At 64.7% G+C, this 16665-nt stretch carries 13 protein-coding genes and 1 pseudogene; 9 read left to right on the forward strand and 5 right to left on the reverse strand.

Annotated elements, in window-relative coordinates:
• Window positions 1-66 precede the first annotated feature (66 nt).
• The 6 genes and pseudogenes from C0606_07790 to C0606_07815 all read left to right on the forward strand — a co-directional run bounded on the left by C0606_07790 (window position 67) and on the right by C0606_07815 (window position 7194).
• Entirely contained in the window at window positions 67-1239 is a 1173-nt protein-coding gene (locus C0606_07790) for a M23 family peptidase (protein ID PLX38125.1), read from the forward strand.
• A gap of 243 nt (window positions 1240-1482) precedes the next feature.
• Window positions 1483-2496, forward strand: a pseudogene (locus C0606_07795) (hypothetical protein).
• Between the two features lie 236 nt (window positions 2497-2732).
• Window positions 2733-3965, forward strand: a complete 1233-nt coding sequence (locus C0606_07800; protein PLX38126.1) for an ABC transporter substrate-binding protein — start codon at window positions 2733-2735, stop codon at window positions 3963-3965.
• Window positions 3966-3975: 10 nt separating this feature from the next.
• Window positions 3976-5661 carry an ABC transporter permease gene (locus C0606_07805; protein PLX38127.1) on the forward strand — a complete coding sequence of 562 codons (1686 nt, stop codon included), beginning with the start codon at window positions 3976-3978 and terminating at the stop codon, window positions 5659-5661.
• Entirely contained in the window at window positions 5658-6317 is a 660-nt protein-coding gene (locus C0606_07810; GenBank protein PLX38128.1) for an ABC transporter ATP-binding protein, read from the forward strand. Before C0606_07805 ends, C0606_07810 begins: the two co-directional genes overlap by 4 nt.
• A gap of 121 nt (window positions 6318-6438) precedes the next feature.
• Window positions 6439-7194, forward strand: coding sequence for an oxidoreductase (locus C0606_07815; GenBank protein PLX38129.1), 756 nt, complete (start codon window positions 6439-6441; stop codon window positions 7192-7194).
• Window positions 7195-7759: 565 nt separating this feature from the next.
• Here C0606_07815 and C0606_07820 read toward each other — a convergent pair.
• The 5 genes from C0606_07820 to C0606_07840 form a co-directional block, all read right to left on the reverse strand.
• The gene (locus C0606_07820; protein PLX38130.1) at window positions 7760-8224 is read right to left on the reverse strand and encodes a hypothetical protein; all 465 of its coding nucleotides are present in this window, start codon (window positions 8222-8224) and stop codon (window positions 7760-7762) included.
• 685 nt (window positions 8225-8909) lie between these two features.
• On the reverse strand, window positions 8910-9710 hold the full coding sequence (locus C0606_07825) for a carbon monoxide dehydrogenase (protein ID PLX38131.1): 801 nt from the start codon (window positions 9708-9710) through the stop codon (window positions 8910-8912).
• 85 nt (window positions 9711-9795) lie between these two features.
• The gene (locus C0606_07830; GenBank protein ID PLX38132.1) at window positions 9796-12141 is read right to left on the reverse strand and encodes a carbon monoxide dehydrogenase; all 2346 of its coding nucleotides are present in this window, start codon (window positions 12139-12141) and stop codon (window positions 9796-9798) included.
• Window positions 12142-12161: 20 nt separating this feature from the next.
• The gene (locus C0606_07835; protein ID PLX38133.1) at window positions 12162-12647 is read right to left on the reverse strand and encodes a carbon monoxide dehydrogenase; all 486 of its coding nucleotides are present in this window, start codon (window positions 12645-12647) and stop codon (window positions 12162-12164) included.
• Window positions 12648-12785: 138 nt separating this feature from the next.
• Window positions 12786-13472, reverse strand: a complete 687-nt coding sequence (locus C0606_07840) for a carbon monoxide dehydrogenase (GenBank protein PLX38134.1) — start codon at window positions 13470-13472, stop codon at window positions 12786-12788.
• Window positions 13473-13875: 403 nt separating this feature from the next.
• Between C0606_07840 and C0606_07845 the strand changes: the two genes are divergently transcribed.
• The 3 genes from C0606_07845 to C0606_07855 all read left to right on the forward strand — a co-directional run bounded on the left by C0606_07845 (window position 13876) and on the right by C0606_07855 (window position 16506).
• Complete coding sequence (locus C0606_07845; GenBank protein PLX38747.1) at window positions 13876-14757, forward strand: SAM-dependent methyltransferase; 882 nt, start codon at window positions 13876-13878, stop codon at window positions 14755-14757.
• Window positions 14754-15593 (forward strand): RNA methyltransferase, encoded by an 840-nt coding sequence (locus C0606_07850; protein PLX38135.1) that lies wholly within the window; start codon window positions 14754-14756, stop codon window positions 15591-15593. Before C0606_07845 ends, C0606_07850 begins: the two co-directional genes overlap by 4 nt.
• A 217-nt stretch (window positions 15594-15810) precedes the next feature.
• On the forward strand, window positions 15811-16506 hold the full coding sequence (locus C0606_07855; protein ID PLX38136.1) for a hypothetical protein: 696 nt from the start codon (window positions 15811-15813) through the stop codon (window positions 16504-16506).
• The last annotated feature ends 159 nt before the right edge of the window (window positions 16507-16665 follow it).

The raw sequence follows: 16665 nt of genomic DNA on the forward strand, positions 1-16665 counted from the left end.
CAGGCGCCAAATTCGGGCGAAAACCCGCCTGATCCGTAGGCCTTTGGTCGAAGATGGGCCCGGTGCATGCTTCGTCCCGTGGTTGACGATGGGTCGGAGCGCTTTCGGCCAGCCCGCCAGGGAATGCCTTATAGTCGCCGGAGAAGCCGATTATCCGATCGAGCGATCCGCGAACTCCGCTCCTGTGATGTCAGCAATGAGGTCAAGACGCGCATGCCCGGCTTTTTCGAAAGAGCGACGGCTCGAGTCACCCACATGATCGCCGCCGCGCTGCTCGTTGCGGCAGCTGCACCAGCGCTTGCCGAGGCGCCGCGCTTCGATCTTCCGATTGCCTGTACGCTCGGGGTCGACTGCTTCGTGCAGAACCACGTCGATGCCGATCCGGGGCCGCGCGCGGCGGATTTCGGATGCCTGCAACGCACTTACGATGGCCACAAGGGGATCGACATCCGCATCCCCGACGATGCCGCGATGCGGCATGGCGTGGCCGTTCTCGCGGCGGCGGACGGCACGGTGCTGCGCCTGCGTGACGGGATGGACGATTCTTCGGTGCGCAATGGCGGGAAGCCGGACATCGAGGGCCGGGAATGCGGCAACGGCCTCGTCATCGACCATGGCGAGGGCTGGACGACGCAATATTGCCATCTGAAAAAGGACAGCATCGTCGTCGAGCCGGGCGACAAGGTCGCGCGCGGCGCGAAGCTCGGCGAGGTCGGTCTCTCCGGGCGCACCGCGTTTCCGCATGTGCATCTCGGGATTCGCAAGGACGATGCAATCATCGATCCGATGACCGGCGCGGCCACGGCGTCCGGCTCGCGCTGCGGCGTGGAGCGCCATCCGTTGTGGTCGCCTGCCGTCGACAGCGCGATCGCCCGGCAGGACGTGTCGCTGCTCAACGCCGGTTTTGCGGCGGGCGCGGTCAGCATGAAGGCGATCGACGAGGGCAGCGCCGCGATTTCGGCCGGCTCGACGGATATGCCGGCGCTGGTGTTCTACGCCCGCGTGACATGGCTGCGCGCCGGCGACGTGATGGCGCTGACCCTCGACGGCCCGGACGGGCGCGAGATCGTTGCCGACGTCGCCGAACGGGTTTCCCGACTGAAAGCGCAGATGATGCGCTTCGCCGGCAAGCGCCGTCCGGCGCAGGGCTGGGAACCCGGACGCTATACGGCTCGCCTGCGCGTTTTGCGCGGCGCCGACACGGTGCTCGAAACCGAACACGGCATCGAATTGCGCTAGGGAAACGGGTCAATGACGCGGAGTTATGTTTGCCGCCCTACTACCCCGTATGGCGTGAAATGATCACTTTGTGCATGCTAAGAAAACAACGGCATCGAGCATATCTGAAGGGCTCGACCGCATGTTTTCAATCAACAGGCGAGCGAACGCTTCACGATGGCGTTTTCGCGTTCCGACATTTTCTTGCGGAAAAAGGCCCCGGCGACATTTCGACCGGCGCGCTGACAGGAAAGGATCATCAAAATGAGGCTCCTTCTGACCCTTGCTCTTTGCACTTCGGCGCTTTGCGCTCCGGCATTTGCCGCGGAACCGGTTACGCTCGACAATCTCGTCCGCGCCGAAACCGACCACATGATCCGGCTCAATCTGGCCGGCTACAAGATCGACATCGGAGAACTGATCCACCTGCGCGAGCCGGTCTCCGCCGAAAAACCGCAGTCGATCATCCGTTCCAACCAGGACACGCTCTATTCCGGACTCATCCTCGACCTGTCCAAACCGGTCACGATCACCCTGCCGGAGCTCGGCGGGCGGTTTCAGTCGATGCTGGTGATCAACCAGGACCACTACAACTATGTCGAGGCGGAGCCCGGAAGCTATGAGCTGACCGAAGAGAAGGTCGGCACGCGCTTCGCCTACATCCTGTTCCGCACCTTCCTAGACGTCAACGATCCCGAGGACGTCAAGGCGGCGCACGCCGCGCAGGACGGCATCAAAGTCAGCGGCGGCGGCAAGGGGCCGTTCGAGGCGCCGGACTGGGATCAGGAAACCCTCACAAAGGCACGCAAGGCGCTGAACGATCTGGCGAGCGCGGTCGGCTTCAATGCGGCCCGCGGCTTCGGTTTGAAGGACGAGGTCGACCCGATCGACCACATGGTCGGTGCCATGGCCGGCTGGGCCGGTCAGCCGGCGACGACGGCAAGTGCGGTGCTCGGCAGCGTCGAGGGGAATGACGGCAAGACGCCTTACACTGTTACCGTCAAGGATGTGCCTGTCGACGCGTTCTGGTAGATCACCGTCTACAACGCCGACGGCTATCTCGAGCCGAACGAGCTGAAGCGCAACAGCTATAACGACGTCACCGCCAAGGCGAACGAGGATGGTTCCTACACGATCAATTTCGGCGGCTGCGACGACGGGCGAGTGAACTGCATTCCGATCACGCCGGAATGGAACTACACCGTGCGCCTCTACATGCCGCGCCAGGAGATCCTCGACGGAAGCTGGACCTTCCCGGTTCCCGAACCGGCGAAGTAAGGCCGAGATATAACGAGCAACCTGCCACGCATCTGCGGGTGCAGGCGGAGTGATTTTGCGGGCGGCGGATCAATCGATTTGCCGCCCGTTTCACGTCCTCACCGGGGCGTGTCTTGACCGTGATGCCGCGCGCGGTCCACGGTCCGTTCCCCGCTGTCCTTCATCCGCTGGCCAAGCGCCGGGTGGAACGGTAGAACAGTCCAAAATCGTTGGGGAACACCAAGGACCGTATCCGCATGTTGCACCGTCTCCTGTCGACGCTCACCCTTTGCCTTGCCACCTTCTCCTATGCGCTCGCGCCGCAGAGCGCGGCGGCCGCAGATCCCGATCCGGCGAACTGGGATGCCGTGCTCTCGGACGCGCGCGGCAAGATGATCTACTGGCACGCCTGGGGCGGCGAGCCGCGCATCAACGCCTATATCGCCTGGGTCAGCCGCTCGGTCGAAGTCCTGTACGGCGTGCGCATCACCCAGGTGAAGGTCGAGGATACGGCGAGCGTGGTGTCGCAGGTGCTGGCGGAAAAGACCGCCGGCAAGACCGAGGGCGGCAGTGTCGATCTGGTGTGGGTCAATGGCGAGAACTTCGCCGCGATGAAGCGGCAAGGCCTGTTGATGGACAAGGGCTGGGCCGACAAGCTGCCGAACTTCGCTTTCGTCGACGTTACCGGCAAGCCGACCGTGATCAGCGATTTCACCGTGCCGACCGACGGGCTCGAAGCGCCGTGGGGCATGGCGCAGCTCGTCTTTTACCACGACACGGCCCGCACGGCGGAGCCGCCGCGCTCGGTGGCCGCCCTGCTTGAATGGGCAAAGGCCAATCCGGGCCGCTTCAGCTATCCGCAGCCGCCCGATTTCACCGGCTCGACCTTCCTGAAGCAGGCGCTCGCCGAACTCGTCGCCGATCCGGCCGTTTTGCAGAAGCCGGTTGACGAGGCCGATTTCGACGCGGTCACCGCGCCGCTGTTTGCCTGGCTCGACGAGCTGCACCCGCATCTGTGGCGCGCCGGACGGGCGTTCCCGCAAAACGCCGCCGCGCTGCGCCGCCTGCTCGCCGACGGCGAAACGGAGATCGCCTTTTCCTTCACCCAGTCAGAAGCCAGCTCGGCGATCGCGCGCGGCGAGCTGCCTGATACGGTGCGCTCCTTCGTCTTCGACAAGGGCACCATCGGCAACAGCCATTTCGTCGCCATTCCCTTCAACGCCAACTCCAAGGCGGCGGCGATGGTGGTCGCCAACTTCCTGATGTCGCCGAAGGCGCAGATCGAAAAGCAGAAGCCGGATGTGTGGGGCGATTTCACCGTGCTCGATCCGTCGAAGCTGTCGGACGACGACCGCGCCGCGCTGGACGCCATCGATCTCGGGCCCGCAACGCTGTCGCCGGCCGAACTCGGAGCGGCGATTCCCGAGCCGCATCCCTCGTGGATGACGCGGCTCGAAGAGGCCTGGACCGCGCGCTACGGCGCCAAGTAAGGCGCGCGCAATGCTGTTGCGGCTGGTTCCGGTGGTGGCGGTCGGGATCCTTGTCGGTCCCGTCATTGCCGGGTTGGCGGGGATCGTTTTCCCCGCCTTTGGCTATCTGCCTGCCCTCGGCGCCAACGGTTTCTCGCTCGATCCCTGGCGGGCGGTCTTCGCGACCCCCGGTATCGGCACGTCGATCCTGCTCAGCCTGGCGACCGGGCTCATCACCACGGCAGTTTCGCTCGGCGCCGTGCTTTTGTTCGTTGCCGGCTGGCAGGGCACGCGGCTCTTTCGCGTGCTGACCCATCTTCTCTCGCCTCTTCTGTCGCTGCCCCATGCGGCGGCGGCTTTCGGCCTTGCCTTCCTGATCGCTCCGTCCGGCTGGATCGTGCGCGCATTGTCGCCCTGGGCTACCGGCTTCACCGCGCCGCCCGACTGGCTCATCCTCAACGATCCGCTCGGGCTTTCGATGATGGCCGGGCTCGTCATCAAGGAAATCCCGTTCCTCTTTCTCGTCACCCTCGCCGCCCTGCCGCAGACTGATGCGCGGCGGTTGACGCAGGTGACGACGAGTTTCGGGTATGGCCGTATCGCTGGCTGGACCATCGCGGTACTTCCCCGCCTCTACCGACAGATCCGCCTGCCGATCCTTGCCGTCATCGCCTATGCGTCGTCGGTCATCGACGTGGCGCTGATCCTCGGACCGACCCTGCCGCCGCCACTCAGCGTTCAGCTTGTGCGCTGGATGAACGATCCGGAGCTGACCATGCGGCTGACGGCCTCGGCGGGGGCGCTTCTGCAGCTTGGCGTGACACTCGCAGCCCTGGCGCTGTGGCGGTTCGGCGAGATCGGCGTGGTGCGGCTTGCCCGCGCTCGCCTCATCGACGGCTATCGCCGGCCGCATGACGGGCTGTTGCGCGGGCTCGGCGCCAGCGGCATGGCGATCGTCGTCGGCTCGGTCGCGCTCGGGCTCGCGGGACTGGCGCTATGGTCGGTCGCCAGCTTCTGGCGGTTTCCCGATGCGCTGCCGGTCTCCATCAGCTTCAGGATTTGGGCAAGCGAGGCGCCGATGCTCGCGGATGTGATCGGCCCGACGGTGCTGATCGGGCTTGCGGCAACGGGGGTTGCGCTCGCGCTCGTGCTCGGCGCGCTCGAAAACGAAAACCGGCAGCGGATCACGACCGGATCGCGCTCGCTGCTTCTCCTGTACATTCCGCTCATCGTGCCGCAAATCGCCTTCCTTTTCGGGCTCAAGATCCTGTTTCTATGGATCGGGCTCGATGCGACGCTCGGCGCCGTCGTGTTTGTGCATCTGATCTTCGTCATGCCCTATGTGTTCCTGTCGCTGGCCGACCCCTGGCGCGCCTTCGACCGCCGCTATGGCGTTGCGGCCGCCGGGCTCGGTGCCGGGGAAAACCGGGTGTTCTGGCGTATCCGCCTGCCGATGCTGGCCGCCGCGGTCGCGACGGCGGCAGCCGTCGGTTTTGCCGTCAGCATCGGCCAGTACCTGCCGACCCTGATCGTCGGCGCCGGGCGCTGGCCAACGGTGACAACGGAAGCGGTCGCGCTTGCCGCCGGCGGCGACCGGCGCGTCATTGGCGTCTATGCGCTCATTCAGGTGGTGCTGCCGTTCGTCGCCTTCGCGCTTGCCACCATCGGGCCGGCACTCGCCTTCCGTAACCGGCGCGGGCTAAGGATAGGCGCATGATTACACCCGTCGACACCTCCGCGGACCACGCCGGCCTCGTTCTTGACGACGTTGCCGTCGACCTGCGCGGGCGGGAACTGCTGCGGGTCAGCCTCAAGGTGCGCCCGGGTGAGATCGCCACGGTGATGGGGCCGTCGGGCTCGGGCAAATCGACCCTGCTTGCCGCCATCGGCGGATTTCTCGAGCCGACATTTTCGATGAGCGGTCGGGTCACGCTGCGTGGCGCCGATGTCACGGCGCTTGCCCCGCATGCGCGCCATATCGGCATCCTGTTTCAGGACGATCTGCTGTTTCCGCATCTCTCGGTCGGCGACAATGTGGCCTTTGCGCTGCCCGCCGACATTCGCGGGACGGCGGCGCGGCGCCAGCGCGCAGCGGCAGCACTTGCCGAAGTCGGGCTCGACGGCATGGGGTCCCGCGATCCGGCAACGCTTTCGGGGGGGCAGCGGGCACGGGTCGCGCTCGTCCGGGTGCTGGTTTCCGAACCGAACGCGCTGTTGCTCGACGAACCCTTTTCCAAGCTCGACACGGATTTGCGTGAACAGATCCGTTTGCTGGTTTTTGCCGAGGCGCAGCGGCTTGGACTGCCGACGCTGCTCGTCACCCACGATGCCGACGATGCGCGGGCGGCGGCGGGATCGATCGTCCGCCTGTAGACACCAGACCGGCGCGCGGTGCCGGGTCGCCACCGGGATTTGAAAAAGTGGTATCGATTGCGCTGGCATTCATGGCGGGATCACCCTACCTTAGACCATGCTGCAACGCGGAAGATAAGCCATGCCTGCAAAGAAGAGCGAACCTCGGAAAACGATCATCCTGACCGGCGCCAGCCGGGGGATCGGTCACGCGACGGTGAAGCGGTTTTCCGCCGCAGGCTGGCGGGTCATCACCTGTTCGCGCCATCCGTTTTCGGACAAATGCCCGTGGCCGATGGGGCCGGAGGATCACATTCAGCTCGACCTCTCGGATCCGGACAATCTCGGCGTTGCGGTCGCCGAGATGCGCAATCGGCTTGAAGAGAACGGCGGACGTCTCGACGCGCTCGTCAACAACGCGGCCATCAGCCCGAAAAACCAGGATGGCGGTCGCCTCGATTCGATCGCCACGCCGATGCATCTGTGGCGCACGGTGTTCCAGGTCAATTTCTTCGCACCGATCATGCTGGCGCGCGGGCTCTTCAAGGAGATGAAGACCGCCGGCGGCTCCATCGTCAACGTCACTTCGATCGTCGGCAGCCGGGTGCACCCGTTCGCCGGCACGGCTTACGCGACCTCGAAGGCCGCGCTCAATTCGCTCACCCGCGAGATGGCCGCCGACTTCGGGCCGCACGGCATCCGCGTCAACGCGATCGCGCCGGGCGAGATCGACACCGCGATCCTGTCGCCGGGCACGGAAAAGATGATCGAGGACATTCCGCTGCGCCGCCTTGGCCGGCCGGAAGAAGTCGCCGACACGATCTTCTTCCTGTGCACCCCGCCGAGTTCCTACGTGACCGGCGCCGAAATCCACATCAATGGCGGCCAGCACGTCTGAGTGCTTTCCTGTTCGCGGCCGTAAGACGGGTTCCCTGAGTTCTCAAGTCGCTGCGCTTTTGGCGCGCGCATAGCAACAGGCGACGACGAAACTCCAGCCTTTCACCGGCGGCCAAGAGCGGCCCCGCTCCTGACCCGGCTCCCGTTTGCCAGGGGTTCCTTTTCACCTGAGTCACCCTCTTTTTTCGGCTTCATCCTCCGGCTCGTCCGGAGGATCGGCCCCATGCGCGCACGCGATTTGGCTTGGCTTGCCGCGAGAGACCAACAAGGCCCGCGTCGTCTCCTTTTCAGACACCGCCCGCGGGGAGAACGATCCTCCGGTCGAGCCGGAGGATGACGGGAGAGGGGGTGGGGGATTCCCAAGGCGCGGAAGGGAGATCAGGGCTGGAGGATGGCAAGGCCCAATCGGCGGAGATGGCCGCGTGCCGGCATGGTTGTCTGGAGCGCCCGGGTGATGGCGGCATAAGACCATCGGACGGCGTTCCACTACGACCGCACAAGAGCGCCGCGTGTTGCCACTGCCGAGCGAGCCGTGGTCCAGAATGGGATTGGCACCTCGGGCTGGCTCACCCCTCGATGCCGAAGAAGCTCTTCAGCGACTCGTAGGTCGTGGGGTGCATGGCGTAGCGGCCCCAGCCGTCGTCATATTCCGTCCAGTCGTCCCAGCTCATCAGGAAGGCGGTCGGGTTGCCGGTTATGGTGCGCGTGCGGATGGTGATGCGCGACTGGAAGTGCGGCACGTTGTCGATGCCGACCTTGCGCAGTGCGCCGGCGCCGATGATCGGCCCCTGTTCGGCAAAGACCCGCAGGCCCTTCTGGTATTTCTCCGAGACGTTCTCCATCAGGAGCGCGAGTTCGTCGGCGCCGAGTGCGACGACATCGGCCATCTCGAAATCGGCGAACGCTTCGCCGAGGTCTTCCAAATTGGCATCGGGACCATCGCCCGCAGCGATCATCAGGAGCTCGATGATTTCAGCGCGGGCCGACGGGCTGAGCGCAGCAAGGTCTTCCGGGGAAAGTATCAGCTTCATCGCGAGGCCTTTCCATTGAATTGGCCATCTTGACTCCAAAACATTCTGTTTTGGATACGTGATTCAGATTACGCCTATCAAGTTAAATCGTCAACGATGAGGTTTTTCGCGATATTTTGCGATTCTAAATATCGATTTCAGATATTAAAAACTCCATGATGGATATTCATGGATGGAAAATGCATCCAAAATAAAATTTAATCTGCTCGCATTCGCAATCACGGTCAGGGTGACAAGGGTGAAATTTCAAGGCCACAAGGTATTTTTGGCTTACTTTTCCGCTCAGCGCCCACCTGATGCTGTTAAATAATACCTCGGCATAGCGAGAAATTGAACTGCAGTATTTCTCTAAGCTGCTGTTTTTCCACATTTTATTTGACTTCCCTCGGCGCATTGGACGACAGCCTCAAACGCCCGATTCCGACAGCAGAGCCGTGGTTCCCGCGGATGAGCGCGGGAGCGTTAGGAATGCGAGGCTCTTGCGCCGTCAAGCGGGCCCGGCTCGTCGCAATTCGGGTGAGAAGCCGGTCGCGGCCGCGAAAAAAGGCGGGCCCGAAGACCCGCCTTTTCCGATTTCTCTGGCAGCCGCGCGATCCGCGTCGCGGAGCGTTACGGCCGTTTGCGGTCACCGATCCGGCGAACGGCCAACGCACCGCTGGCGGGGTCGCCGGTTCGGCGAAACAGTTCAGCCGGCAGCGGCGACCGCGCGCTTGGCCATCACCGTCACCAGATTGGCGCGGTACTCGGCCGAGCCGTGCATGTCGCCGATCATGTCGTCGGCGGACACCGTCTGGTCCGCCACCGCGTCGACCGACCAGTTGGCGGCGAGCGCGGCTTCCATGCCTTCGTGACGGAAGACGCCGTTGTTGCCGGCGCCGGTGACGGCGACCCGAACCGAGCCATCGGCCATCTGGGCGACGAAGACACCGCACATCGCATAGCGCGAAGCCGGGTTCGGGAACTTGGCGTAGCCCGCCTTGGCCGGCACCGGGAACGAAACCCTGGTGATGATCTCGTCATCGTCGAGCGCGGTTTCGAACAGACCCTGGAAGTAGTCGTCCGCCGCGATCGTGCGCTTGGTCGTGGTGACGGTTGCGCCGAGCGCCAGCACGGCGGCCGGATAGTCCGCCGCCGGGTCGTTGTTGGCGATCGAGCCGCCGATCGTGCCCATGTGGCGGACATGCGGATCGCAGATCAGGCCGGCGAGGGTCGCAAGCGCCGGAATGGCGCCGTTGACCGCGTCGGAATTGGCGACGTCGGCATGTGCCGTTCCAGCCCCGATGGTGACCGTGCCGCCAGCGACCTCGATGCCCTTCAGCTCGTCGAGCCGGCGGATATCGATCAGGTCGGACGGTGCGGCGAGGCGCTGTTTCATGGTCGGGATCAGTGTCTGGCCGCCGGCCAGGATCTTCGCTTCTTCGGCGCCGGCGAGCTTGGCGGCTGCATCCGCAACGCTACCGGCGCGATGGTAAGTGGTCTCGTACATATCTCTTGCCCTCCTCGAACCGTGCCCGCCTTGCGGGCGCCCCGGCCGGCGGTGCCGACCGGGTCCAGTTCGTGCCGGTTCCTGTTTAAGCCGAACGAAGTGCCTTCCAGACCGCAAGCGGCGTGGCGGGCATGTTCAGGTTGTTGTTGCCGATGGCGTCCGTGATCGCGTTGATGACGGCGGGCGGCGACCCAATGGCGCCGGCCTCACCGCAGCCCTTCATGCCGAGCGGGTTGCCCGGGCAGATGGTCTCGGTGGTCATCACGCGGAACGACGGCAGATCGTCGGCACGCGGCATGGTGTAGTCCATGTAGGACGCGGTCAGGATCTGGCCGGACTCCGCATCATATGCGCAGCCTTCCAGCATGGCCTGGCCGATGCCTTGCGCGATACCGCCATGGACCTGACCCTCAACGATCATCGGATTGATGATGGTGCCGAAGTCGTCGGCCGCAACGAACTGAACGATCTCGGTCTTGCCCGTGTCGGGATCGACCTCGACCTCGCAGACATAGGAGCCGGCGGGGAAGGTAAAGTTGGACGGGTCGTAGAACGCGCCCTCCTTCAGACCCGGCTCCATGCCCTCGGGCAGGTTGTGCGCGGTGTAGGCGGCGAGGCAGACCTCGTGCCACAACAGCTTCTTGTCGGTGCCGGCAACCTTCACCTCTCCGCCCTCGATGACGATGTCGCCCTCGGAGGCTTCCATCAAATGGGCGGCGATCTTCTTCGCCTTGGCCTCGACCTTGTCGAGCGCCTTGACGATGGCCGACATGCCGACCGCGCCGGAACGCGAGCCGTAGGTGCCCATGCCGAACTGCACCTTGTCGGTGTCGCCATGGACGATCTGGACGTTTTCGACCGGCAGGCCGAAGCGTTCGTTGACCAGCTGGGCGAAGGTCGTCTCGTGACCCTGGCCGTGGCTGTGCGAGCCAGTGAGGACCTCGACCGTGCCGACCGGGTTGACCCGGACTTCAGCCGATTCCCACAGGCCGACGCCGGCGCCGAGAGAGCCGACCGCCTGGCTCGGCGCGATGCCGCAGGCCTCGATGTAGCAGGACAGGCCCATGCCACGCAGCTTGCCGCGCGCCTTGGCTTCCGCCCGCCGGGCTTCGAAACCGTCCGCGTCGGCTGCGGCAAGGGCCGCATCGAGCGAGGCGTCGTAGTCGCCGGCGTCATAGGCCATGATGACCGGCGTCTGGTAGGGGAAGGTGCGGATGAAGTTGGTGCGCCGCAGATCCGCCGGGGTGACGTCGAGTTCACGCGCGGCGGTCTCGACGATGCGCTCCAGAACGTAGGTCGCTTCCGGCCGGCCCGCGCCGCGATAGGCGTCGACCGGGACGGTGTTGGTGTAGATCGCCCGCACATTGCAGTGGATCGCCGGGATGGCGTACTGGCCCGACAAGAGCGTGGCGTAGAGATAGGTCGGCACGGCGCTTGAGAACAGCGACATGTAGGCGCCGAAATTGGCCACCGTGTCGACCTTCAGCGCCGTCATCTTGTTGTCGGCGTCGAAGGCCATTTCCACGTGGGTGACGTGGTCGCGGCCATGGGCGTCGGTCATGAAGCTTTCGGTGCGGTCGGCGACCCACTTGACCGGCACGCCGGTGCGCTTGGAGGCCCACAGGCAGACGATCTCTTCGGGGTAGATGTAGATCTTGGAGCCGAAACCGCCACCGACATCGGGCGCGATGACCCGCAGCTTGTGCTCGGGCGCGACCTGATAGAAGGCGCTCATGACGAGCCGCGCCACATGCGGGTTCTGGCTCGTGGTGTAGCAGGTGTAGTGCTCTTCGGCCGCGTCATAGACGCCAAGTGCGGCGCGCGGTTCCATCGCGTTCGGCACCAGGCGGTTGTTGACGATCTCCATTTTGGTGACGTGGGCGGCGCTCGAAATGGCCGCGTCGACGGCAGAGCTGTCGCCGATCTCCCAGTCGTAGATCATGTTGCCGGGGGCTTCGGGATGAAGCTGCGGCGCGCCATCGGCCATCGCGGCGACCGCGTCGACCACGGCGTCGAGCTCTTCATATTCGACGACGACGGCTTCGGCCGCATCGCGCGCTTCGGCGCGGGTCTCGGCGACGACGACGGCGATTGCCTGACCGACATGGCGGACCCGGTCGGTGGCGAGCGCCGGCCAGGCGCCCATGTTCATCGGCGAGCCGTCCTTGGAATGGATCATCCAGCCGCAGATCAGATTGCCGATGCCGTCGCCCTGAAGCTGCGTGCCGTTGAGGACGCCGATGACGCCCGGCATGGTTTCAGCAGCCGACGTGTCGATCGACAGGATTTTAGCGTGCGCGTGCGGGCTGCGCACGAAGGCGGCATGGCACATGCCCGGCACGACCATATCGTCGGTATACCGGCCGCGGCCGGTGATGAAGCGCTTGTCTTCCTTGCGGGTGACGCGCGCACCAATCCCTTCAACACCCATGGTGTTCCCTCCTAAAGGCTTTATTCGGCAGCGGCGGCGGGAGCCATGGCATCGGCCGCCGCTTTGATCGCCTTGACGATGTTGTGGTAGCCGGTGCAGCGACAGATGTTGCCGTCCAGCTCGTGGCGGATGGTCGCCTCGTCGAGGTTGCCTCCATGACGGTTGATCATGTCGATTGCCGAAATGATCATGCCCGGGGTGCAGAAGCCGCACTGCAGGCCGTGGTGTTCGCGGAACGCCGCCTGCACCGGGTGCAGTTCATCACCCGAGGCGACGCCTTCGACCGTGATCACCTCGGAACCGTCGGCAGACGCCGCCAGCATGGTGCACGACTTCACCGCCCGGCCGTCCACCAGAACGAGGCATGCACCGCATTGCGACGTGTCGCAGCCCACATGGGTGCCGGTCAGGCCGACATTGCCGCGGATGAAATCCACCAGCAGCGTGCGGTCCTCCACGTCGCGTTTAACCGTCCGTCCATTTACCGTCATGGTCACTGAAGCCATGGACATCTCCTCCCTTGCAAAGCGATACGGGGCGGTTTTCCGCCCTTTTGTTTTTCAGGTGCCGATGTCCGGCACCTTTGTCGTGCGCTCGCCAGCAGAGCTCTGCGGCCCCGCCGGTGAGCAACATCCGATTGTCCGCTACTGGCGGAGCTCGAGCAGCATCATGACGATGATGATGAAGCCGAGCAGCCACAGTGCCCAGGCGACAGGACCGCCGAGGAAGCCGCGGGCAGCGGCCTTTTCGAGCTTTTCTTCCGCCTCGTGTTCGACCCGCTTGGCCGCGTCGACCACCTTGCCGGCGACCTCTTCGGCCTCGTGCACGGCGTGTTCGAAGCCGACCTCGCGCAGTGTCGCGTCCGGTTCGGCCGAGGCTGCCGCCTCGCTTTCGCCGCCGACGATCTCGCTGAACTTGGAGAAGAACTCGTCGGCCATCTTCTTGGCGGTGGAATCGATCAGCCGCGAACCGAGCTGGGCGAGCTTGCCGCCGACCTGGGCCTTGGCGGTGTAGGTGAGGATCGTGCCCTCGCCATCCTCGGCGAGGTGCACATCGGCACCGCCCTTGGCGAAGCCGGCGACGCCGCCCTTGCCCTCGCCGGAGATCGTGTAGCTCTCCGGCGGCACGATATCGCCGAGCGTGACGTGGCCCTTGAAGGTCGCCTTCACCGGGCCGACCTTGGCGACCACCGTCGCCGTCATTTCATTGTCCGCAACCTGTTCCAGTTCCTTGCAGCCGGGTATCGACGCGGCCAGGATTTCGGGGTCGTTCAGTGCCTTCCAGACCGTCTCGCGGGGTGCGGCGATCCGATATTCGCCCGTCATTTCCATGAGGCTGCTGGCCTCCCATTCCTTGAAACGCCCGCCGAGGGGCCGCCAATTCGACCGGGGCGAACGCTCATTGTTACGCAGCTATTCCGGGTATTCTCGACGAAAATGGCCGAATTCCGGTTTCTTCGTTTTGCGTGTTCGGACAACAGATTGCCCTTTCCCGAGGCCTGCGGCAACAGGGCGCATCAGGATTTTTTCGCACGACTTTCGGCGAAGGTGCGAAAGGGCGCGATTGACCCGCTCGGCACCGCCGGACTACTCGTAGGTTCGAAATTTGCCGATCAGGAGATCCGTGGTGAAGAAAGCCACCACCAACAGCACGCAACCCCAGGAAAAGACTGCCGGCGACGCCACCCCGCGCACGGCTCCGGCGAAGGGGCCGGCCGAAGGCCACTGGCCGGTGATGCTGACCACCGAGGGCTGGGACGACTACCGCCTTCTCGACATGGGGCACGGCGAGAAGCTCGAGCGCTACGGTCACCTGACCATCGTGCGGCCGGAACCGCAGGCGCTTGGCGCGCGCCGCCTGCCGGACGCGGTGTGGGACCGTGCGGACGCGACCTTTACCGGCGATGTCGAGGAAGAGGGTCCGGGCCGCTGGCGCTACCGCGGCTCGCTCGACGAGACCTGGCCGATGCATTGCGGGCCGGTGCGGTTCCATGGCCGCTTCACCTCGTTCCGCCATGTCGGCCTGTTTCCCGAGCAGGTCGCGCACTGGATGTGGATGCGCGAGCGCATCAAGCAGGCAGACCGGCCGGTGCGGATCCTCAACCTGTTCGGCTATACCGGCGTCGCCTCGCTGATGGCGGCGGAAGCCGGCGCCCATGTCACCCATGTGGATGCTTCCAAGAAGGCGATCGGCTGGGCGCGCGAAAATCAGGAACTGTCCGGCCTCGAGGACAAGCCGATCCGCTGGATCTGCGACGACGCGGTGAAGTTCGTCGCGCGCGAGGGCCGGCGCGGCAATGTCTATGACGGCATCCTGCTCGACCCGCCGAAATACGGCCGCGGCCCGAAGGGCGAGATCTGGCAGCTGTTCGACAATCTGCCGGAAATGGTCGCGATGTGCCGCGACATCCTTTCGCCCGAAGCTCTGTTCCTGACGCTTACGGCCTATTCGATCCGCGCCTCGTTCCTGTCGATGCACGAGCTGATGGTCGAAACCATGAACGGCTATGGCGGGCGGGTCGATTCCGGCGAGCTGGTGCTGATGGAAAAAAGCACGGGCGACCAGACGGGCCGGGCGCTGTCGACCTCGCTTTTCGCACGCTGGAGCGACAAATGAGCGACGCAAAGACCTCCCCTGTTCGGCCGGGCGTGGTGAAAACGGTCACCAGCCTTGCCAATCCCACCGTCAAGGACATCCGCTCGCTGCAGCAGCGCAAATTTCGCCAGCAGACCGGCCGCTTCGTCGCCGAGGGGCTGAAGCTCGTCACCGATGCGGTCGAGGCCGGCTGGCCGATCGAGATCTTCGTGCACGCGGAAAAGATCGGCACGCAGGACGCGGTGGCGCAGACGGCGGCGAAGGTGAAGGCGCGCGGCGGGCTCATCCTGCAGGTGTCGGAAGCCGTGCTTTCCAAGATGACGCATCGCGACAATCCGCAGATGGTGATCGGCGTGTTCCGTCAGCGGCTCAAGAAGCTCGCCGATATCGACGCGTCGGGCGCGACCGTGTGGGTGGCGCTCGAAAACATCAAGGATCCGGGCAATCTCGGCACCGTCATCCGCACCGTCGATTCCGTCGGCGCGTCCGGCGTCATTTTGATCGGCGACACAGTCGATCCGTTCTCGATCGAAACGGTGCGCGCCACCATGGGCTCGATCTTTGCCGTGCCGGTGGTGAAGGCAAGCGTCGAGGAGTTCCTTGCCTGGAAGGACACGTTCCCCGGTCCGGTGATCGGCACGCATCTGGCCGGCGCCGTTGACTATCGCACCATCGACTATCCCGAGCCGATGATCCTGTTGATGGGCAACGAGCAGTCGGGCCTGCCGCAACGGATCGCGGATTCTTGCGACCGGCTGGTGAAGATCCCGATGGCGGGACGCGCCGATTCGCTCAATCTCGCGGTTTCGACCGGCATCATGCTCTATGAGGCGCGCCGCTCGCGGCTCGTTCTTTGACCATCTGCCGCGGTTTGCGGCAGGTTGCGGCCAATCGCTGTTGCGGTTCGGTAACGATTACGCTTTTTCAACGCATCGACGAGAAAGTGAATTGCGCGACCACGATTGTAATGCGTAACCATGTGACGCGCGTCACCGCTCGGCGCCGCTTTCCGGACTAGGGTCCGGGGAGCTCGGCAAGCCGTCGGGCGCTTTTTTGGTTTCAGCATCGCGGAGCATGGGCGTGCGCGGGATTTCTTCACTGTTTTCAACCAGCGGCAAGCGGACTTTCTCCGCGCCCTCCTTCGTGCGCGGCGTCGCCGCTGCTGTCGTGATCGGCGGTCTTGCCGCCGGTTGCCAGACCTCGGGCCTCAGCCCCTACTCGATCAGCCTGTCGAGCCATGGCGACATGTACGCCTCGGTGGAAGACGGCGATTACAAGCTGCCGCCGATCAATCTGAAGCGGGTCAACAAGCGCTTCCTGCGCCAGATGGTCGACTACAAGACCGAGGAAAAGCCGGGCACGCTCGTCGTCGACACCAAACAGCGCTACGTCTATCTGGTGCTGCGCAACGGCAAGGCGCTGCGCTACGGCGTCGCCATCGGCAAGGCGGGCTTCGCCTGGTCGGGCCGGGCCTATATCGGCTGGAAGCAGGAATGGCCGAAATGGTTCCCGCCGAAGGAGATGATCGCGCGGCGTCCGGACCTCAAGCCGTACAAGGACGGCATGGACCCGGGCCTGAAGAACCCGCTCGGCGCGCGCGCCCTCTACATCTATCAGGACGGTCGCGACACGCTGTACCGCCTGCACGGCACCAACCAGCCGTCGTCGATCGGTCGCGCCGCATCGTCGGGCTGCGTGCGGTTCTTCAATCAGGACATCATCGACCTGTACAGCCGCGTGCCGGAGAAGACCCCGATCGTGGTGCTCTAGGCCGGATCGAAAGTCCGCGTTCGCGTCACACACTCCCCGTCATCCCGGACAAGCCGCCGAGCGGCGCGATCCGGGATCCAATGGCGGGTGCGCCGAGTGAGGGCGTTCGAGAGTGGGCCTGGTATATGTCAAGACCGCACCGGCATACCGTTTCGACAA

This window comes from Hyphomicrobiales bacterium (genome assembly GCA_002869065.1).
Lineage (GTDB): Bacteria > Pseudomonadota > Alphaproteobacteria > Rhizobiales > Rhodobiaceae > Rhodobium.